The organism is Azospirillum tabaci, from assembly GCF_014596085.1.
GTDB classification, from domain to species: Bacteria; Pseudomonadota; Alphaproteobacteria; order Azospirillales; family Azospirillaceae; genus Azospirillum; species Azospirillum tabaci.
Genome location: NZ_JACCJY010000026.1, coordinates 35,307 through 54,928, shown reverse-complemented (window position 1 = coordinate 54,928; position 19,622 = coordinate 35,307). Strand labels below are relative to the sequence as shown.

Below are 19,622 nucleotides of genomic sequence, written 5' to 3'. Positions count from 1 at the left end.
GCAGAGCCCTCGCACAAGCCAAAGGATTGTGCTGACGCGGCGGGCGGGTCTTCGGTCCGCCGAGAGCGGGGGAGGGGTCGGGTGAGGGCAAGGAGGGGGTGAGCGCTCCTCCTAATCCCCCATCCCCGCGACCCGCACCTCCCGCTCCGCGCCCAGCGAGCCGAAGGCCCGCGCGGCGGCGGCCAGTCCGCGGCTCTGCTGCTCCTCCTTCTCCAGACGGGCGTAGACCGCCAGCGCCTGGGCCACCACCTGATCCATGTTGTAGTAGCGGTAGGTGCCGAGCCGGCCCAGGAAGATCACGTCCGGCGTGCCGTCGGCCAGCGCCTGATACTTGCGGAACAGCTCCTGGTTCTCCGGGCGGGGGATCGGGTAGTAGGGATCGCCCTGCGCGGAGGGGTACTCGTAGGTGATGCTGGTCTTCGGGTGCTGCTGCCCGGTCAGATGCTTGTACTCGGTGACACGGGTGTAGGGCACGTCTTCCGACGGCTCGTTCACCACGGCGACGGGCTGGAACCACTCCTGGTCGACCGTCTCGTGCCGGAAGGTCAGGGAGCGGTAGGGCAGCTTGCCGAAGCGGTGCCCGAAATACTCGTCGATGGGACCGGTGAAGACGATGCGGTCATAGGCGATCTCGTCCCGCACATCGTCGAAGTCGGTGTTCAGCATCACCTTGATGTTCGGGTGGTCGAGCATGCTCTCGAACATCCGCGTGTAGCCGTTCAGCGGCATCGCCTGGAAGCTGTCGCCGAAATAGCGGTCGTCGTCGTTGGTCCGCGTCGGCACCCGCGCCGTCACCGCCTTGTCGAGCTGCGACGGGTCGAGGCCCCATTGCTTGCGGGTGTAGCCGCGGAAGAACTTCTCGTACAGCTCCCGCCCGACCGCGCCGACCACCACGTCCTCCGAGGTGCGGACGTCGGCCACCGGTTCCGCCCGGCTTTTGAGGAACTCAGCCACCCCAGCCTCGTCGAGGTCCAGCCCGTACAGCCGGTTGACCGTCGTCCGGTTGATCGGGATCGGAACCAGCTGCTCGTCAACCCGCGCCAGGACGCGATGCTCGTAGGGACGCCACTTCGTGAAGCGCGACAGATAGTCGGCGACCTGGGTGGAGTTGGTGTGGAAGATGTGCGGGCCGTAGCGGTGGATCAGCACGCCCGCGTCGTCGTAGTGATCGTAGGCGTTGCCGCCGATGTGCGGGCGCCGGTCGATCAGCAACACCCGCTTGCCCAACCCCGCCGCCAGACGTTCCGCCAGGACGCTGCCGGCGAAGCCCGCCCCGACGATCAGGTAATCGAAGCCGGAGCGGCGGCCGGCGGCGCGCCCGTTGACGTGCCTGACCGGGTGAGTGGCCGGATGGATCGCCGGCGCCGGGCGGTGGGCCGGCGGTGCGGCGCTTCCGCGGTGGCGGGCTTGATCCATCAACGTCTTCATGCGGCCCTGCGTCTTGTCCCAAGACATGTCGCGCAGGACGTGGTCGGCGGTGGCGCGCAGACGTTCCGGGTCGGCGGCGTCGGCCAAGGCGGCCTCGACGGCGGCGACGAAATCCTGCGGTGCGTCGGCGATGCGCACGACGCCGCTGTCGCCATAGCCGCGCACCACGTCGGTGATCGAGGTGGAGACGACCGGGCGCCCGGCGGCCAGATACTCCGGCGTCTTGGTCGGGCTGATGAAGCGGGTGGACTCGTTGCGCGCGAAGGGCATCAGGGCGACGTCCCAGCCCGCCAGATAATGCGGCAGGTCGTCGTAGCTCTTCGGGCCGAGATAGTGGATGTTCGGACGGCGGGGCAGGTCGGCCGGGTCGATCTTCACCACCGGGCCAACCAGGACGAACTGCCAGTCGGGCCGGGCCGCAGCCGCGGCGTCCAGCAGGGCGATGTCCAGCCGCTCGTCGATAACGCCGTAGAAGCCGAGCCGCGGGTGCGGGATGGCCGCTTGGTCGGCGGGCTCCTCCACAATGCCGCGGGCGGCGGCGAAATGGGCGACGTCCACGCTGCTGGGGAAGGCGTGGGCGTTGGGGTGCAGGCCGCGTTTGGCCTCATAGAGGCTGACGCCGCCGGTGAACACGACGTCGGCCCGCGCCATCAGCTGCCGCTCGCGCTCGACCAGCTCCGGGGGTGCGCCATGGAAGGCCGACAGCTCGTCCATGCAGTCGTAGACCACCAGTGCCCCGCGCAGATGGCCGGAGATGCCGAGGCTCATCGGCGTGTAGTACCAGAGGATCGGGTCGGTCACCCCCTCCTCGGCCAGATAGCGGTCGAGCAGCTGGCGCTGGGCGGTCAAGGCCGCCTCGCCGTCCATGTCGGCGGGAAGGCGGGGAACCAGGACAAGGACGCCTTCGTCTTCCCGCACATCCAGCCAGGGCTCGGGCGTGTCGTTGTGGATCGGCTCCTCGACGAACAGCACGCGGTGGTCGCGCGCGAACCGCGACATAAGATGTTGTGGGCGTTGATAAACGAAGCTCCAGCGCAGGTGCGAAAAGCAGATCAGGGTCTGCGATGGGGTCTCGATGATCTTGGAGTGTGGAGAGTCGGCGGTCTGACGTGTTCTTTTTCGGTTTCTGCCGATTGGGAACTGGTGTTGGCCGGCCCAACTCATGTTTCCATCCTCTCTGCTGTAACGTTCGTCGGTTGTTCCGCCGGAAATTCGCCACGAATACAATGGAATTTTGCGGCGCAGCGGAGTGACGTTGAAAACCGGAAACCAATAACGGGGTCGGCAAGGGTGGGTTCCGTGACAGAAATGCGCCGCGGAAACGGTTCCCCAATTTTTCAACGCTAGTTCTTTTGCGGCGGGTTGGCCGGGGTAAGCGCTTATTTCAGCGGGCGGGCGCGCGGCCTGTGGAAGACTCCGCGTCTCCGGTGCTTTTCAAGCTGCGCGGTTTTGGGATTGCCGTCTTGATGTCCTCAACCTCGAAGGGCGCCACTCTTCGGAAATTGATGCGATCTACTGATTTTCCGTTCATAGTGCATTCAAGGAGTCGGGGAAGTTTGGAAGGAGACGAGGGATGTGTCGAATTTTTGCCGGTCAGGACCCGGAGCGCTTCCGCATGGTAACTCGGCGGGTGCGTTTGAGCGGTCATTCGACGAGCGTCTGTCTGGAAGCGGCCTTCTGGGACGCACTGGAGGAAATCGCGGCGATGCAGGGGGTGTCGCTCGGCCGTTTCTTGTCAAAGTTGCACGATGAAGTCTTGGCCCGTGGGGTGGAGCGTCGCAACTTCGCCGGCCTGCTGCGCTGTGCCTGTCTGACCTACGCCCAGGAGGTGAAGGGTCACCGCCCCTGCGTGGAAGAACTGGAGCGGGAGGCACGCACCGATTTTGCCGCCGTGGCCGCCGCCGCCCTTCCGGCGGGAATTGCGGCCTCTTTCACCGCTCCGGAAAAGGAACGGGAAACGGCCTGAGCGCAAAAGAGTGCCCCCCTCCTCCGTCCGGAAGAGAGGGGCTGTAAACAGAGCGGCGTCCCGAATAATGGGACAGAACAGCGATCAGATCGCGTTCTTGGCCATTTGGCCGGCGATGTAGTCGGCTTGCCGCAGCGCCAGCGCGACGATGGTCAGGGTGGGATTCTCGGCGCCGCCGGTGGTGAACTGCGAGCCGTCGGAGACGAACAGGTTCGCCACGTCGTGGGTCTGGCCCCACTTGTTCACCACGCCGTCGCGCGCCTTCTCGCTCATCCGGTTGGTGCCCAGATTGTGGGTGGACGGGTAGGGCGGCGTCGGGAACGTGCGGGTCGCCCCCACCGATTCATACAGGGCCATGCCCTGCCGGTAGGCGTGCTGGCGCATGGCGACGTCGTTCGGGTGGTCGTCGAAATGGACGTTGGGGACGGGCATCCCGTACTTGTCCTTCTTGTCGGCGTGCAGGGTGATGCGGTTGCTCTCCTGCGGCATGTCCTCGCCGACCAGCCACATGCCGGCCATATGGTCGTAGCCGTCGAGCGCCGAGGTGAACTCCCGCCCCCAGGCACCGGGGTCGAGGAAGGCGGCCATGAAGGGCAGGCCGAGCGACAGGGTCTCGATCTCGTACCCGCCGACGAAGCCGCGGTCGGGCTTGTTCTTCGCCTCGTCGCGGATGATGCCGGCCATGGTGGTGCCGCGGTACATGCGCACCGGCTTCTCGAACACGCCGTAGACCGAGCCGGTCATGTGCCGCATGTAGTTCCGCCCCACCTGGCCGGAGGAATTGGCGAGCCCGTCCGGGAACATGGAGGACGCCGAGTTCAGCAGCAGGCGGGGGCTTTCGATGGAATTGCCGGCCACCGCGACGATGCGGGCCTTCTGGCGCTGGATCGCCCCGTCCTTGTCGGCGTAGAGGACGCCGGTCACCTTGCCCTTGGCGTCATGCTCGATCTTCAGCACCTGGGCGTTGGCGCGGACCTCCAACTTGCCGGTCTCCTCACCCTTGGGAATCTCGGCGATCAGGGTCGACCATTTCGCCCCGGACTTGCAGCCCTGGAAGCAGAAGCCGATCTGCTGGCAGCCCCCGCGCCCGTCGCGGGGCTCGGAGTTGATGGCCATGTTGCCGGTGTGGCACTCCTTGTAGCCCATCTTGTCGGCACCGGCCTTCAGGACCTTGAAGTTGTTGTTGCCGGGCAGGCCGGGAATGCCGTTGGTGCGGGTGACCCCCATGCGGTCCTCCGCCTGCGCGTACCAGGGCTCCAACTCCTCCAGCGTGATCGGCCAGTCCAGCAGGTTGGCGCCGGCGACCTCGCCGTAGGCGGTGCGCGTCTTGAACTCGTGCGGCTGGAAGCGCAGCGCCGCGCCCGCCCAGTGCACGGTGGAGCCGCCGACCGCCTTGACGATCCAGGCCGGCAGGCCGGGGAAGTCGCGCGACACCCGCCAGCTTCCCGACGTGGTCCGCGGGTCGAGCCAGGAGATCTGGGCGAAGCTGGCCCATTCGTCGTTCTGGAAATCCTCCATGTTGTGGCGGCCGCCGGCTTCCAGGATCACCGTCCTGATGCCCTTCAGCGCCAGTTGGGTACCCAGCGTGCCGCCGCCGGCCCCGGAGCCCACGATCACCACGACGCTGTCGTCGTTCAGGTCGAATTTCGCTTCCATGGCTGAAACATCCTTCCTGAGACGGTGGTCAGAGCCACTCGATGTCGTTGAATCCGCGGTCGATGTAGCCGCCCTTGGCCGCGCTCTCGCCCTCGTAGCCGAAGAGCGGCCAGACCTCCTGGTTGTTGTAGATCCCGGTCACCAGCCCGCCGCGCACGGTCTGGAAGAAGGGGTCGGCCTCGATCTCGTGCAGCAGCCGGACCCGGTCGGCCTCCCAGCCGACCTCCGCGTAGGGCGCGTCGTGCTTGGCCTTGGCCAGCCGGTCGAGCTTCGCCATGCCGGACTCGTACAGCTCCTTGAGCGCGGCGTCGGCGGACGCCTTCTCGTCCTGCGCCTTCATGGCGATGGCGTAGAAGCGGTCGGCCAGCCGGTCGTGCGGGTAGATGTCCCGCGACACCCGGATCAGCGAGCGCATGGTGTCCGGCGCCAGCGCCTTGGTTTCGTACCCCCAGGCCTCGCGCGGGCAGAGGATCGCCCCGCCCGACACCAGGATGGCCGTCGCGGCGGCGGCGGTGGCCGACGCCGCCAGGAAGGCGCGCCGGTGCATGGTGGGATTCGGGGCGGGTTTTGCTGTTGTGCTCGTCGGAGAACGCATGGCTTCCTCCCAAGACCGATTATGATTTTTGCTTCGAGTGGGCCGCGCCCGTGTCAGCGGTAGCGGCCGTGGCGCTGGAGGACCTCGATCTTGTAGCCGTCGGGGTCCTGGACGAAAAAGAAGCGGGCCATCAGCGCGCCGTCCCGCGCGAACTCCTTGATCGGGTTGGGGCCGTAGCCGAGCGCGGTGAAGCGCCGGTGTTCCCCGTCCAGATCCTCCACGCAGACGGCCAGATGGCCGTAGCCGTCGCCGTGGGCGTAGGGTTCGGTGCGGCCGTGGTTGATGGTCAGCTCGATCTCAAAGTCGTTTTCGGCGTTGCGCAGATAGACCAGGGTGAAGCCGTCGAAGGCGTAGCGGTCGGCGCATTCCAGGCCGAACGCGCGGGCGTAGAAGTCCCGCGACCGCTCTTCGTCGAGGACCCGGATCATCATGTGGATGGCCTTGGCCATGGGGGCTGGCTCCGTTCCGGTTGGTGGCTCCAGCGTGAATGTTAGTGACACTGATTGTTGGTGTGGCAGTAAGTATCTACTACAGGCCGGACGCGAAGGGGGTAGCCCGGACGGCAAGTCCTTCTCCCTCGCGCCGGGACGGCATTCAGGACGCGATGGCGTATGCTCACGGCCCGGAAAAGGAGCTTCCCATGCGACACAGGATGGCCCGGACCTTCGCTGCGGCGGGTCTTGCCACGCTGGCGCTTGTGGCTGCGCCGGCGTCCCAGGCGGCATCGCCGACATCGGAGTGGCGCGGCTGGCTGACCGACAGGACGGACGGGCTGCGCGACGGGGCGGAGCGCGCAATCATCCTGGGCGGCGCCCTGCTGTACCAGAACCGGCACACGGTGGCGGGGCTGACGCTCGGCTGTCTGGCCGGTGGAGCGGTGGGGGCGACGGGCGCCGTCGCGGCGGGTGCTGCGACCGGCGGGGCCGCCTTGCCGGCGACCGGCCCGGCCGCGGCGCTGGGCTGCGCCCTGGGTGCGGTGGCGGGAGGGGCGATGGGGCGCCCGCTCGACCAGCCGATGGAGTAGCCGCCACCACCGCGCGTTGGGGAACCATCGCCGACAGCTTCAGTTTGCCTAAGAACGGTGAGCGGAACCGACCCTCACCCATCGCAGCAAGGAGGACGGCGCATGGCGCGGCAGATCCCTCTCGATTCCGCGGGACGTGCCGACGATCCGGAGCGGTACCGGGCGCGCGACGATGGCACGCGGGAGATCGCCTCCGATCTGGCCTACCGGCGCCTCGCCATCGTCAACGTGGTCTTCGTCGGCGCGCCGGGGGCCGCCGACCGGCCCAGCGACCGGCAATGGGTGCTGATCGACGCCGGCGTGATGGGCACGGCGGGCCTCATCGCCAAGGCGGCGGAGGAGCGGTTCGGGCCGGATGCACGTCCGGCGGCCATCGTGATGACTCACGGCCATTTCGACCATGTCGGCGCCCTTGAGGAATTGGCCGAGCGCTGGGAGGCGCCGGTCTACGCTCACGGGCTGGAGCATCCCTATCTCGACGGCAGCGCGTCCTATCCGCCACCCGACCCGTCGGTCGGCGGCGGCCTGATGTCCCTGATGGCGCCGCTCTACCCCCGCGGACCGGTGAATGTGGGCCGCTGGCTGCGCCGCCTTCCGGAGGACGGCAGCGTGCCGGGCATGCCGGGATGGCGCTGGCTTCCCACACCGGGGCACAGCCCGGGGCATGTCTCCTTCTGGCGGGAGGCGGACCGGACCATCATCGCGGGCGACGCCTTCATCACGACGCGCCAGGAATCCGCCTACGCCGTGGCCGTGCAGGACCCGGAGATGCACGGCCCGCCCATGTACTACACGACGGATTGGGGGAAGGCGCGGGACTCGGTGGTTCTGCTGGCGGGGCTGGAGCCCGAGCTTGTAGTCACCGGCCACGGCCCCGCCATGCGGGGAAGCGGCATGCGGGCGGCGCTCCATGACCTCGCCCGCGATTTCGACCGGATCGCCGTGCCGGACCACGGGACCTACGTCGACACGCCCGCCCGCGCCGAGGACGGCAGCGCCTACCGTCCGCCCTGAACCGCCGGTCCGCTTACCCTTTCCAGAAGGGCTTGTCCATCTCCTCCCGCGCCGCCGCCTCGTCGAAGCCGAGATCGGCCCAGAGATGCGCGTCCATGCGGGCCAGGGCGCGGCGCAGCGCCCGCCGCTCCCGCCAGCCGTTCAGGCGGGCGAGCCAGGAGCCGGCGGTGGGGCCGGCGGTCGTCGTTCCGCCGCTCCGCTTGTCGTGCGTTCCGCTCATGCTCGTCATGCGGCCCTCCCGCCGGTCGGTCATTCCTCGAAGCCGGAAAATCGCGCGTCGGTGCGTGGACGACAAACCATGCTTTCTCATAAGATGGATGAGCGAGACTCATCCATGGAGCATCCGATGCGGCGTGCCCTGCCGCCCCTTCACGCCCTGCGCGCCTTCGAGGCGGCGGCCCGCCACGAGAGCTTCTCCAAGGCGGCGGACGAACTGTGCGTGACGCAGGGCGCCGTCAGCCGGCAGATCATGGGGCTGGAGGAGTGGCTGGGCGTGCCGCTGTTCCGGCGGCTGACCCGCCGGGTCGAGCTGACCGACGACGGGCGGGCCCTGCTGCCCGTGCTGTCGGAGTCCTTCGACCGCATCGCCGGAACGTCGGCACGGCTGGCGGCGCGGGGGCGGGACCTGCGGATCAAGGTGGCCTTCTCCTTCGGCATCCGCTGGCTGATGCCGCGGCTGGTCCGCTTCCAGGCGCGGCACCCCGACGTGCAGGTGCGGGTGACCGTCGCCTGGAGCAGCGGGCTGGAGTTCGACCCGCAGGAGTTCGACGCCGCCATCACCTATTGCCGGGAGGTGCCGCCCGGCTTTTCCGCGGTGCAGGTGCTGCCGGAACGCTTGACCGTCGTCTGCCCGCCGGCCCTGGCGGAGCGGCTGCGGGTCCCGATGGATCTCGGTTCCATCCCGTTGCTGCACGGCTGTTCGGAGGGGCAGGACTGGCGGGTCTGGCTGGCCGCGGCGGGGCTGCCCTTCTTCGAGGCGCTGCGGCAGGGCGCGGTGTTCGACGCCATGGACCCGGCGATGCAGGCCGCCGCCGCCGGGATGGGCGCCACCGTCGCCGACCGCATGCTGTGCGCCGAGGATGTGGCGGCGGGGCGCCTCGTCCTGCCCTTTCCGGAGATCGAGGCGTCCTCCGGCAGCTACTGGTTCGTCTGCCCAGAGGGCATGCAGGACCGCCCCGCCGTCGCCGCCTTCCGCGGCTGGCTGCTGGAGGAGGCGCGCGACGAGACGGCGCAACAAAGTGCTGCGGCGGCTGTTTCCCCGGTTTGAGCCGAAACCTTGACCGGGGGAGCGCCGCCATGGGAGCGCAGGGGGAGCCGCGCAGAGAACTCGACGAGGACACCATCGCCTTCGCCGGGAAGCTGTTCCACTGGGCGCGGTCCGGCGGCACCGCCGAGTTGACCGAGCTGCTGGAGATGGGCCTGCCGGCCAACCTGCGCAACGACAAGGGCGACAGCCTGCTGATGCTGGCCAGCTACCATGGGCACGCCGAGCTGGTCCGCAACCTGATGCGCCACGGCGCCGATCCGGAGCTGGCGAATGACCGCGGGCAGACTCCGCTGGCCGCCGCCGCCTTCAAAGGGGATGAGGCGGTGCTGCGCGTCCTGCTGGAGGAGGGAGCCGCCGTGGACGGCTGCGGGCCGGACGGGCGGACGGCGCTGATGACCGCCGCCATGTTCGACCGCGTCGCCATGGTGGACCTCCTGCTGGCCCGCGGCGCCGATCCCGACGCGCGGGACACCCGCGGCCTGACCGCCCGCGAGGCGGCGCTCGCCATGGGCGCCGCGAACGCCGCCGCCCGGCTGTCACCCGGCGGCGAAGCGGCCTGACCGCCCTCAGCGGGGCGGACCCAGTTCCAGCAGCTTGCGGCGTCCCTCGGGAGACAATTGGCTGAGCACCTCGATCGCGCGGCCGTCCAGGCGGCCGCGCAACTCGGCCTCGGTCGCGTGGGCCTGTTCGAGCGCGTGCCGCAGACCTTCCGGATCGAAGGCGGGGGCCTGCATGCTGTCGTGAAGCCGACGGCGCATGGACTCCATATTCTCGCGCATGCGGCTGATCGTCGTGCGTTCCGCCTCGTAGCCGCGGCGCAGGATGGTCGCGTCGGCGGGCGACAGCTCGCGTTCGGCCCGCTCAACCAGCCGCGCGATCCCCTGACCGGGATCGGGCGGCGGCGGCGGGGGCATGAGATGCAGCGCCTGCGCGGCCAGGATGCCGCCCAGCAGCATGTTCACGGCGAGCGAACCGACCAGCAGATACCAGGGCCAGCGGCGCGGCGCGGGGATACCCGTCCCCGGATGGCGTCCCGACGGGCGGAGGGCGGCGGAGTCGCCGACGGGCCGGCTCATCGGATCGCCCCCAGATAACTGCTGTTCACCACGACCTCCGCGTAACCGTTCGCTTGGGCGTTCCGCACCGGCAGGATGCCCTGGACGGCGGCGAGGAAACCCGCCATCCCCATGACCGCGAGGAATCCGGCGGTCGGCCAGAAGCGCATGGGCGGCGCCGACAGGGTCCAGGGGGCGGGGGCCGGTTCCACCGGCGCGTCCAGCCTTGCGGCGATGCCGTTCAGCACCCGCTGCACGCTGTCCTCGGCGACCGCCGGTGCGGCGCGGTCGAGCAGGGCGTCCAGCGCCGCGGCGTCGGCCAGGATGGCCCGTGCCTCGGCGGAGTTTTCGAGAAGGGTCAGGGCATCGACGCCGTCCGTCGCGGGCCAGCGGTCGATGTCGCCGCCATAGAGGTCGGCGAAGCGCTTGAACTCTTTGAGTGTCATTTCTCGTCGCCGTCCTTCTGACGGATCAGGGAGTTGAGACGGGTGCGGACCATGCGCCGCGCCCGGACCAGCAGGCTTTCCATGGCCGAGACCGAGACGTGCAGAACCTCCGATGCTTCCGCGCAGCTCATCTCCTGGTAGTAGCACAGGCTGAGCGCCGCCCGCTGCCGTTCCGGCAAGGCGGCGATCGCCGCGTCCACTGCCGCGCTGAGCTGACGCTCCGCCAGCAGCCCGTCGGCGCCGACGGCCGGGTCGGCCATCTCCACCGCGTCGTCCAGAGACTGGAAACTCTTGCGGCGGCGGTAGTCGATCGCGCGGTTGACGACGATGCGGTAGAGCCACGTGGAAAAGCGGGTCCCATCGCCGCGCCAACGGTCGGCGTGCGTCCAGATCTGCAGGAAGGCATCCTGCACGACCTCCTCCGCGTCGCTCGCGTTGCCGACCACCCGGTGGGCGAGCGCGAGGCTCCGGCGCAGGTGACGGCGGGTCAGCCGGTCGAAGGCCGTCCGGTTCCCCGCGGCCGTTTCGGCCATCAGCGATTCGTCGTCGTCCTCGTCGATCACCGCCACGCGGCCATCCTCTGCTCCTTCCTAGGTTTTGGCCTGCGTCCGGGGCCGTCCGACCGGCTCCGGGGAGCCTGCTGGTGGTGATACGCGCTCTACCGGGATCTCCTGCGCGGTCCGGACTGAAAATTTGCGGTCGGCTGATCCCGGCGGCATCAAGGCATTCGTACCCGCGGTCACGCGGTCGCGCTACACTGCGCGCCCCGACGCCCTGTCCATGGGCCAGCCGAACGGACCGTCATGAGTGCCAGCCGCGACCCTTCCACTGCCACGCTCCAGGAGACGCTGGCGCAGGCCGTCGTCCATCACCAGAACGGGCGGCTGGCGGAGGCGCGGCCCCTCTACGAGCGGGTGCTGCGCCATGCGCCCGACCAGAGCGACGCGCTGCATCTGCTGGGCCTGCTGACGGCGCAGACCGGCGATCCGGAGGCCGGGATCGCGCTGATCCGCAAGGCCGTTGCGAAGGATGGGACACAGCCGGTCTTCCGCCTCAACCTGGGCCGCGTGCTGGAGGCGGCGGGGCGCTGGGCGGAGGCCGCGGACGCCTACGGCCACGCCGCCCGTCTCGCCCCGCTGGTCCCCGACCATCACCGGCTGGAGGCGGCCGCCCAGGCGAAGCTGGGCCGGGCGGAGGCAGCGGCGCGGGCCTTCCGCCGCCTGCTGACCTTGCAGCCCGAGGATAGGGAGGCCGCCAACGCGCTGGCCGACGCGCTGTACGATCTGGGGCGGCCCGGCCCGGCGGCCGGCTGGTACGGGCGGGCGTCTGCGCTCACTCCCGGTGAAGTGCTGGCCGTCTACAACCAGGGGGCTGCGCTGCGCGACGCCGGGCGCCCGCGGGACGCGCTCGCCGCCTTCCGCCGCGCCGCCGCCCTGGCGCCGCTGCTGGTCCAGGCGCAGGAGCAGGTGACCGGCCTGGGCCACGCGCTGGGCGACATGGCCGGCGCGGCGGAGGCGGGGCGACGGCTGATGGCGCTGGAGCCGGGTCACGGCGAAGGCGCGAAGATCCTGGGCGCGGCGCTGGCCGTGGCGGGACCCTGGCGCGAGGGGGCGGCGTGGCTGGAACGGGCGGCGGTGCTGGCTCCGGCGCCCGACTCCCTTCTGGTGCTCGGCAACCTGTGGCAGGAGCGGGGGCATCCCGCGGCGTCGCCGCGTTGCTACCGGCGCGCCCTGGCGCTGGCCCCGGACTCCGCGCCGGCGCTGACCGGGCTGGCCATGGCGCTGTCTGCCCTGGGTCCGATGGAGGAGGCCGCGACCGCCGCCCGCCGCGCCGTCCGCGCCGCCCCGGAGGACGCCGGCTACGTTCTCAACACCGGGGCTGTCCAGCATCGGGCCAAGCGTTCCGAGGCCGCACGGGCGTGGTTCCGCCGCGCGGTGGCGCTGCAGCCCGACGGGGCCGCCGGCTGGACCAACCTCGGCACCCACGCCATCGACGCGGGCGCCTTCGACGACGCGCTGACCCTGCTGCGGCGGGCGCTGGCCCTGCGCACGGCGGAGCGGGAGGCGCTGGCCAGTTCCAACCTGGGCGTCGCGCTGATGGCGCTGGGGCGCCATGGCGAGGCGGTGGCCGCCCTGCGCGCCGCGCTGGACCGCGCGCCGCAGGATGCGGAGGTCCGCTCCAACCTGCTGTTCTGCCTGTGCTTCGCCGAGGAGGCGGACCTCGGTGCGGTGTTCGAGGAGCACCGGCGGTTCGAACGCGCCGTGACGCCAGTGCCGCCCGCCGCTCCGCGCTTCGACGCGGTGAACCGCGATCCGGAGCGCCGTCTGCGCATCGGCTATCTGTCGCCGGATTTCCAGCGCTATCCGGGGCCGGGCTATCACTTCCTGCTGCCGCTGATCGAACGCCACGACCGGTCGGCGGTGGAGGTGACCTGCTATTACGCCGACCTGCCGAAGGACGCCGCGACCATCCGCTTCGCGGCGCTGGCCGACCGCTGGCGCGATGTCGCGGCCCTGCCGGACGGCGACTTGGAGCGCCTGATCCGGGCGGACGGCATCGACGTGCTGGTGGACTGCGGCGGGCACATGTCGCGCAACCGCATGCCGCTGTTCATCCGCCGCCCGGCGCCGCTCCAGGTCAGCCTGCCGCTCTACCCGAACACGACGGGGCTGACGGCGATGGACTACCAGTTCTCCGACCACCGCTTCGCCGCGGCGAGCGCGGACGCCCTGCACACCGAGAAGCTGATCCGCCTGCCGGGAAGCGTGCTGTGCTACCGCCCCGCCGAGTCCGCCGCGACACCGCCCGACCGCCCGCCGGTGGAGACGACAGGGGTGTTCACCTTCGGCTCCTTCAACAACCTGACGAAGCTGAACGCCTCCACGCTGGCGCTGTGGGGGCGGGTGCTGGCGGCGGTGCCGGAGGCGCGGCTGATGCTGAAGTGGCGCGGGCTGTCCGGCGGCGGCGTGGCGCGGCGGGTGCTGGACGCCTTCGCTGCCCATGGCGTGGAGGAGTCGCGGCTGTTGCTGCGCGGCACCGCCCCGGACCCCTACGAGGATTATCGGCTGCTCGACTGCGCGCTGGACCCTGTCTTCGCCAACGGCGGCACGACGACCTGCGACGCGCTGTGGATGGGGGTCCCCGTGCTGTCCATCGCGGGGGAGGCGATGATCTCCCGCTGGGGCGCCACGATGCTGGGCAGCGTCGGGCTGGGCGGGCTGGTGGTGGAGCGCGAGGACGATTATGTGGCGCTCGCCGTCCGGCTGGCCACGGACCGTGCCTTCCTGGAGGCGCAACGCGCGGGCCTGCGCGAGCGGATGGCGCGCTCCCCGCTGATGGACGAGGCGGTGTACGTCCGGGCGGTCGAGGCCGGCTACCGCATGGCGTGGCGGCGCTGGTGCGCCAGCCTGCCGCCCGCCCGCATCGACATGAGCGCGGCATGACGGACGCTCCCATCGACCTTGCCGCCGCCCGGCGCATCCTGGTGGTGAAGCTGGACGAGGCGGGCGACTTCGTGCTCGCCACGCCCTTCCTGCGCGGTCTGCGGGACTCGGCGCCGCGGGCGCGCATCGTGCTGGCGGTGCGCCCCGCCGTGGCCGACCTCGCCGAGACCTGCCCGCACGTCGATGCGGTGGTGGCGCCGCATCCGAAGCCGGGCGGCGGCATCGATCTGCGCGGCGTCACGTCCGGCGGCGCCGCGGCCTTCGCGGAGGCCTTCCGCGCCGGCTTCGACCTGACGCTAATCCCGCGCTACGATTTCGACCGCCACGGCGCCACGGCGCTCGCCGCGGGCAGCCGCGCCCGCGCCGTCCTCGGCTTCTCGGAGACGGTCACGCCCTGGAAGGCGTCGGGCAACGCCGGCTTCGACCGCGCCTACACCCACCGGCTGACGCCCCCGCCCGGCCGCCACGAGGTGGAGCAGAACCTCGCCTTGCTGCGCTTCGCCGGCGGCGTGCCGGACCATGCCGGGGTGGAGGTGCATCTGACCGCGGAGGACCGGGCGGAGGCGGCCCGCCTGCTGGCCGGTGCGGCGGCGGAACGGATCATCGCCGTGGCGCCGGGAGCCGCCGCTTCACGCCGCGAATACCCCCCGGAGCGGCTGGCGGCGGTGGTCGCCGTGGTGGCGATCGCGCTCGGCGCGCGGGTGGCGGTTCTCGGCACGGAGCTGGAGCGGGCGGCGGCGGAGCGGATCGCCGCGACCCTGCCGGGGCGGGTGACCGACCTCACCGGGCGGACCGGGCTGCGCTTGGCGGCGGCGGTGATCGAGCGGACGGCGGGGTTGATCGCCATGGATTCCGGCCCGGCCCATCTCGGAGCCGCCGTGGGGGCGCCGGTCGCCGTCTTCTCCTGCCATCCGGAAGGCGGCGACCCCAACCATTTCCACGCGCCGGAACGCTTCCGCCCCTGGTGCGCGCGCGTGCTGGTGCTGCGGCCCGCGGCGGCGCTCGCGCCCTGCGTGGCGGAAAGCTGCACGGCGGCCGAGGCGCATTGCATCGCGTCGATTCCGCCGGAGTTGGCGGCGGCGCGCATCCTCGCCCTGTTCGGCGGGAACGGCGGCGCGCCGTCCTGATCCTCCCGTCCATCGAACCCTGTGGCCGATGGGCAACCTTTGACGGCGCCGGTCCGCCGAAGCCCTTTCGGAGTGCCGCTTTCCGGCCTGTGGCGGCGCTGCATCACCCCCTGATATTTCGCGATACGGAAGCCACGCCCCTGGCACGAACGCCCCCGGAAACCGTATCTTATATGCATTGCAACATCAGCCGGTCCGTGAGGGATCATGAAGTCGTTCTTGTCCTCGCTTCAGCGGGATTGGGCGTCCTGGAGCCCGGTCGAGCGCTTTGTCGCCGTCGGCTTCGTCACCGTGGCTCCGGTCGCGTCGCTGGCCTTCCTTTTCGTCCGCTGACCGACCCTGAATCCGGCGCCGTCCTTTCGGCGCCCGAGGGCGCGCGCACGCTTCCCTTGGCCCCGTCCTGCATCCGGTGCGATACAGGAGGAGAGAAGGAACGGACGAACCGTTCCGGCAGGAGAGGGATGACGAATCATGGGCGATAAGGTTGCCATCATCACCGCGGGCGGCAGCGGCATGGGCGCCGCGGCGGCGCGGCGCCTCGCGGCGGACGGATTCAAGGTCGCGGTGCTGTCCTCCTCCGGCAAGGGCGAGGCTCTGGCCGAGGAACTGGGCGGCATCGGCGTGACCGGCTCGAACCAGTCCGCCGAGGACCTGGAGCGTCTGGTGACCCGAACGATGGAGCGCTGGGGCCGCATCGACGCGCTGGTGAACAGCGCCGGCCACGGCCCGCGCAAGCCGCTGCTGGAGCTGACCGACGAGGACTGGCACAAGGGGGTCGAGGTCTATTTCCTGAACGTCGTCCGGGCGGTCCGGCTGGTAACCCCGGTCATGGTGCGGCAGAAGGGCGGGGCGATCATCAACATCTCGACCGCCTGGGCTTTCGAGCCGAGCCCGATGTTCCCGACCTCCGCCGTCGCGCGGGCCGGGCTGGCCTCCTTCACCAAGCTGTTCGCCGACCAGTACGCCGCCGACAATGTGCGGATGAACAACGTGCTGCCCGGCTGGATCGACAGCCTGCCGGCGACGGAGGAACGGCGCCAGGGCGTGCCGATGGCCCGCTACGGCAAGAGCGAGGAGATCGCGGCGACCGTCGCCTTCCTCGCCTCCGACGGGGCCGGCTACATCACCGGTCAGAACATCCGGGTGGACGGCGGCCTCATGCGGTCGGTCTGAGCGCACTTAAAAAAACGGTGCGGGTGGCGCCCCTTCCGGAACGCTGCCCGCACCGCGAGGTGAAGCGAGGGGGATCGCCTCAGCTCTTGTTGCCGACGATGGCCTGATACTGCTTCCAGACCTCAGGGTAGCGCCGGACATAGTCCTGGTTGACCTTGTTGGCGACCTCGCGGAACTTCGCCTGCTCCGCCTCGGGCGCCACGGCCAGACGCCCGCCCTGGGCGATCATCTGGTCCATGGTCTTCTTGTCGGCGTCGATGGCGCGCTGCCACTGCTTGGCGATGATCTCGTTGGTGGTCGTCTCCACCACTTGGCGCAAGTCGTCGGGCAGGCCCTTCAGCCACTTGTCGTCGACCAGGACGGAGTAGGTGAGCAGGCTCATGCCCGGCACCAGCGAGGCGACCTTGGCGGCGTTGGTGCCGACCATCTCCCAGCCGCCGGCGGAGGTGTAGATGCCGTCGATGGCCCCCTGCATCAGCGCCGCCGCCATCTCGGAGGCGGGCATCGACACCGGGCTGGCCCCGAAGTCGCGCATCAGCAGCTGCAGGACGCGCCCGCCGGTCAGGCGGATCTTGCTGCCCTTCAGGTCGCCGACGGAGTCGACCTCCTTGTCCTTGAACAGGAAGATCAGGTCGGCGGTGCGCATCAGCCCCATGACGCGGATGCCCTTGTCGGCCACCAGCCCGGACAGCAGCTTCGAGACCTCTTGCGCGGTTTCCGGCTTGGACATCGCGGCGTCGGTGACGGCGAAGGGCAGATTCACCACACCGTATTGCGGGGCGATGCTCTCAAGCTGCACGCTGACCGGCCAGACCATGTGCACGGCGCCCGACCCGAGGGCGGCGACGGCGTCCTTGTCCTTGTAGAGCGTGCCGGAGTGGAAGACCTTCGGCTTGATGCGGCCCTTCGAGCGCTCCTCGATGAGGGCCGCATACTCGTCCATCATCTTGGCGGTCCAGTGGGACGTCGCGATCTCGTCCGTCATCACCATCTCGACCGGCGCCGCCTGCGCGCGGGCCTGCCCCGGGGTCCCGGCGGCCAGCCCGGCCACGGTCATTCCGACCAGCAGCGTCTTCGCCCAGAATGGCCTGAAGAGTGACGGATTGAACATTGGCTTCCCTCCCATGGCTGCGTTCGGACGCTTCTGGCCCGCTTGTCCGAACGATCATAGGGGAAAACAGTGGGGAGCGCCAACATTATTGTACGGACAACTCTGCGCGATGGGCCTATGACCCCCGCCATCAAGTTTTGCGGCGCGACCAGAACAGGACGGCCGCCGCCCCGGCAAGCGGGAAGGCCATCATCAGGGCGAAGGTCTCGCCGTAGCTGCCGACCGCGTTGAACAGGGTGGCGAACAGCGCCGGCCCGACGACCACGCCGGAGAAGGTGAACATCAGCGCGCCGCCCGTCGCCGTGCTGGCCGTGCCCTTCGGCGCGACCCGCGCCACCTCCGCCAGGAACACGCCGTTCCAGCCGATGGCGGCGACGCCGAACACCGTCAGCACGCCGATCACCGCGGGCACCGGCCAGCTCGGTCCCAGACCGGCGGTGACCAGGGCGGAGGCGGCGGACAGCCCGCCGATGCCGCCCAGCACCGCCACGCCGGAGCGCAGCCGGTCGGCCAGCAGCCCCCAGCCGATGCGCGCCGCCGCCCCCGCCGCCTGCATGACCGACACGGCCAGCCCGGCGGAGACGATGGACCAGTGCAGGTCGTGCACCAGCATGTTCACCGTGAAGGCCATCAGCGACAGCTGGATCGCCGAGAAAAAGAAGCCCATCAGGGCGAAGCCGCGCAGCGCCGGCACCCGCCAGACCAGCCGCGGCCCCTCCATCAGGTTGCCGCGGATCGGCAGGCCGGGGCTGCGGTCGTCGTCCCACACCCGGCGGCCCGGCGCGAAGAGGACCAGCAGCAGCGCGAACATGGCGGCCACCGCCAGCGCCGCCCCGCGCCAGCCGGCGATCTCGCCGATCCCCGGCAGGGTCAGGCCGGCCAGCACGCCGGCCAGCGGCACGCCGGTCTGCTTCAGCGAGAAGACCAGATTGCGCCGCGCCGGCGGGGTGAAGCGGTTCAAAAGATGGGAGGAGGACGGGTTCACCAGCCCGTAGCCGATGCCGAGCAGCACCGAGGCCAGCGCCGCCACCCAGAGGAAGCCGGTGGCGATGCCCAGGCAGCCCACCAGACCCAGCCCCAGCGCCAGGACGCCCACCGTCCCGGCGCCCCAGCGGCGGACCACCAGACCGGCAAAGGCCGACACCAGGGCGGCGGCGCTGTAGATGACGCTGATCTGGTAGCCGACCGCCTCCGACCCCACGCCCAGCGAGGCCGCGGCCAGCGGGGCGACCGTCGCCAGTGTCAGGACCGACAGGGTGGCGACGGTCTGGACGCTGGTCACCTCCGCCAGCAGAAGGGGGAAGGGGGCGGGCGGGGTTTCTTGCGTGGTCATGGGAGTCCGGACAAGTGGCGGTGGCGCGGCGCGCGTGAACGGTCGATTCTGGCCTACAGCATTCCGGCGCGGCGGGCCAATGCCAGGATTCGATGGGACCCCAGCACCAGAGGCCGCTCGACCAGCTTGCCGTCCAGCACGCAGACCCCGCCGCCCGTGGCCTCGAAGGCGGCCAGGACCCGCCCGGCGCGGAGAACCGCCTCCGGCGACGGGGTGTAGGCGTCGTGGATGGCGGTGATCTGCTTGGGGTGGATGGCCGAGCGCGCGGTGAAGCCGTGGAGGACGCTGCGCGCCAGCTCCTGCCGGTAGCCCTCCTCGTCGTCCAGCGCGATCCACGGCATGTCCAGCGCGTCCAGCCCGAATCGGGCGGCGGCGTGCACGATGCGGGTGCGGGCCTGGACCAGCGGCTCCCAGGCCAGCGGCACGCGCAGCTCCGCCGACAGGTCGGCCCCGCCGAACATCAGGAAGGACAGGCGGGGGGAGGCCGCGGCGATCGCCATGACGTTCTCCAGCCCGTCGGCGCTTTCGATCAGCGCGCCGAGCGCGCCGGGCAGTTTGCGCTCGTCGAGAAGCCCGGCGGCCAGCCGGACGTCCTCGGCCCCGTCCACCTTCGGCAGCAGGATTCCCGCCCAGCGCGGCGCGGCGCCGTCCAGCAGATCCGTCAAAGCGAGGATGTCGAGCAGGCCGGTGCGGCTGCGCACCGAATTGGTTCGAACGAAAATCGCCGGCCCGCCCGTGTCGGTGTGCTCCCGCAGGAAGGCGCAGACGGCGGTTCGGGCGCTGTCCTTGTCGCCGGGGGCCACCGCGTCCTCCAGATCGATGATGACCGCGTCGGCGCCGGCCCCCAGGGCCTTGGCGAAACGGTCCGGGCGGGCTCCGGGGACGAACAGGTAGGAGCGGCGGACCGGCGATTCCGGCGCCGTTGCTGCGTTCTGCGGATTGTTGGACATGAAAACGCTTTCCAAGGGTGAGGGGGCGTGTTAT

General features: G+C 70.4%; 20 protein-coding genes. 9 read left to right on the top strand and 11 right to left on the bottom strand.

Features of this window, described 5'->3' with window-relative positions; genetic code table 11:
• Positions 1–111: 111 nt before the first annotated feature.
• Entirely contained in the window at positions 112–2,427 is a 2,316-nt protein-coding gene (gene glf, locus H0B54_RS21645; RefSeq protein WP_188262047.1) for a UDP-galactopyranose mutase, read from the bottom strand.
• A gap of 574 nt (positions 2,428–3,001) precedes the next feature.
• Between glf and H0B54_RS21640 the strand changes: the two genes are divergently transcribed.
• Positions 3,002–3,394, top strand: coding sequence for a ribbon-helix-helix domain-containing protein (locus tag H0B54_RS21640; RefSeq protein WP_188262046.1), 393 nt, complete (start codon positions 3,002–3,004; stop codon positions 3,392–3,394).
• 84 nt (positions 3,395–3,478) lie between these two features.
• Here H0B54_RS21640 and H0B54_RS21635 read toward each other — a convergent pair whose 3' ends face one another.
• From H0B54_RS21635 to H0B54_RS21625, 3 genes are all read right to left on the bottom strand, one after another.
• The gene (locus H0B54_RS21635) at positions 3,479–5,050 is read right to left on the bottom strand and encodes a GMC family oxidoreductase (RefSeq protein ID WP_188262045.1); all 1,572 of its coding nucleotides are present in this window, start codon (positions 5,048–5,050) and stop codon (positions 3,479–3,481) included.
• A gap of 28 nt (positions 5,051–5,078) precedes the next feature.
• Positions 5,079–5,597, bottom strand: a complete 519-nt coding sequence (locus H0B54_RS21630) for a Twin-arginine translocation pathway signal (protein ID WP_094306071.1) — start codon at positions 5,595–5,597, stop codon at positions 5,079–5,081.
• Between the two features lie 101 nt (positions 5,598–5,698).
• Entirely contained in the window at positions 5,699–6,094 is a 396-nt protein-coding gene (locus tag H0B54_RS21625; RefSeq protein WP_035682787.1) for a VOC family protein, read from the bottom strand.
• Positions 6,095–6,285: 191 nt separating this feature from the next.
• On the opposite strand from H0B54_RS21625, the gene H0B54_RS21620 reads away from it, so the two are divergent.
• Together H0B54_RS21620 and H0B54_RS21615 are read left to right on the top strand one after the other, a co-directional pair.
• Positions 6,286–6,669, top strand: coding sequence for a hypothetical protein (locus H0B54_RS21620; protein ID WP_188262044.1), 384 nt, complete (start codon positions 6,286–6,288; stop codon positions 6,667–6,669).
• A gap of 102 nt (positions 6,670–6,771) precedes the next feature.
• Positions 6,772–7,683 carry an MBL fold metallo-hydrolase gene (locus H0B54_RS21615; protein ID WP_188262043.1) on the top strand — a complete coding sequence of 304 codons (912 nt, stop codon included), beginning with the start codon at positions 6,772–6,774 and terminating at the stop codon, positions 7,681–7,683.
• A 13-nt stretch (positions 7,684–7,696) separates the two neighbouring features.
• Here the strand turns inward: H0B54_RS21615 and H0B54_RS21610 are convergent, their stop codons facing one another.
• Positions 7,697–7,912, bottom strand: coding sequence for a YjiS-like domain-containing protein (locus tag H0B54_RS21610; protein WP_188262042.1), 216 nt, complete (start codon positions 7,910–7,912; stop codon positions 7,697–7,699).
• A 117-nt stretch (positions 7,913–8,029) separates the two neighbouring features.
• Between H0B54_RS21610 and gcvA the strand changes: the two genes are divergently transcribed.
• Together gcvA and H0B54_RS21600 are read left to right on the top strand one after the other, a co-directional pair.
• Positions 8,030–8,950 (top strand): transcriptional regulator GcvA, encoded by a 921-nt coding sequence (gene gcvA, locus H0B54_RS21605; RefSeq protein ID WP_188262076.1) that lies wholly within the window; start codon positions 8,030–8,032, stop codon positions 8,948–8,950.
• 29 nt (positions 8,951–8,979) lie between these two features.
• Positions 8,980–9,510, top strand: a complete 531-nt coding sequence (locus H0B54_RS21600) for an ankyrin repeat domain-containing protein (protein WP_188262041.1) — start codon at positions 8,980–8,982, stop codon at positions 9,508–9,510.
• A 6-nt stretch (positions 9,511–9,516) separates the two neighbouring features.
• Here H0B54_RS21600 and H0B54_RS21595 read toward each other — a convergent pair whose 3' ends face one another.
• From H0B54_RS21595 to H0B54_RS21585, 3 genes are read right to left on the bottom strand one after another with little or no spacing between them, the layout of a single operon-like run.
• Positions 9,517–10,026, bottom strand: coding sequence for a periplasmic heavy metal sensor (locus tag H0B54_RS21595; RefSeq protein WP_188262040.1), 510 nt, complete (start codon positions 10,024–10,026; stop codon positions 9,517–9,519).
• Entirely contained in the window at positions 10,023–10,451 is a 429-nt protein-coding gene (locus H0B54_RS21590) for a hypothetical protein (RefSeq protein WP_188262039.1), read from the bottom strand. Before H0B54_RS21590 ends, H0B54_RS21595 begins: the two co-directional genes overlap by 4 nt.
• A complete protein-coding gene (locus H0B54_RS21585) occupies positions 10,448–11,020 on the bottom strand; it encodes an RNA polymerase sigma factor (RefSeq protein WP_188262038.1) in 573 nt (190 codons plus the stop codon). The genes H0B54_RS21590 and H0B54_RS21585 overlap by 4 nt, the downstream gene beginning before the upstream one ends.
• A gap of 234 nt (positions 11,021–11,254) precedes the next feature.
• On the opposite strand from H0B54_RS21585, the gene H0B54_RS21580 reads away from it, so the two are divergent.
• The 4 genes from H0B54_RS21580 (at position 11,255) to H0B54_RS21570 (ending at position 16,194) form a co-directional block, all read left to right on the top strand.
• Complete coding sequence (locus tag H0B54_RS21580; protein WP_188262037.1) at positions 11,255–13,894, top strand: tetratricopeptide repeat protein; 2,640 nt, start codon at positions 11,255–11,257, stop codon at positions 13,892–13,894.
• Positions 13,891–15,021: a glycosyltransferase family 9 protein gene (locus tag H0B54_RS21575; protein ID WP_188262036.1), complete on the top strand. Its 1,131-nt coding sequence runs from the start codon at positions 13,891–13,893 to the stop codon at positions 15,019–15,021. Before H0B54_RS21580 ends, H0B54_RS21575 begins: the two co-directional genes overlap by 4 nt.
• Positions 15,022–15,228: 207 nt before the next feature.
• A complete protein-coding gene (locus H0B54_RS30325; protein ID WP_281390100.1) occupies positions 15,229–15,354 on the top strand; it encodes a hypothetical protein in 126 nt (41 codons plus the stop codon).
• 138 nt (positions 15,355–15,492) lie between these two features.
• Entirely contained in the window at positions 15,493–16,194 is a 702-nt protein-coding gene (locus H0B54_RS21570) for an SDR family oxidoreductase (protein ID WP_211109483.1), read from the top strand.
• A gap of 79 nt (positions 16,195–16,273) precedes the next feature.
• Here H0B54_RS21570 and dctP read toward each other — a convergent pair whose 3' ends face one another.
• The 3 genes from dctP to H0B54_RS21555 all read right to left on the bottom strand — a co-directional run bounded on the left by dctP (position 16,274) and on the right by H0B54_RS21555 (position 19,588).
• Positions 16,274–17,305, bottom strand: coding sequence for a TRAP transporter substrate-binding protein DctP (dctP, locus tag H0B54_RS21565; RefSeq protein WP_094306082.1), 1,032 nt, complete (start codon positions 17,303–17,305; stop codon positions 16,274–16,276).
• A 130-nt stretch (positions 17,306–17,435) separates the two neighbouring features.
• Positions 17,436–18,638 (bottom strand): MFS transporter, encoded by a 1,203-nt coding sequence (locus H0B54_RS21560; RefSeq protein ID WP_188262035.1) that lies wholly within the window; start codon positions 18,636–18,638, stop codon positions 17,436–17,438.
• A 53-nt stretch (positions 18,639–18,691) separates the two neighbouring features.
• Positions 18,692–19,588, bottom strand: coding sequence for an HpcH/HpaI aldolase/citrate lyase family protein (locus H0B54_RS21555; RefSeq protein ID WP_188262034.1), 897 nt, complete (start codon positions 19,586–19,588; stop codon positions 18,692–18,694).
• Positions 19,589–19,622: the final 34 nt, after the last annotated feature.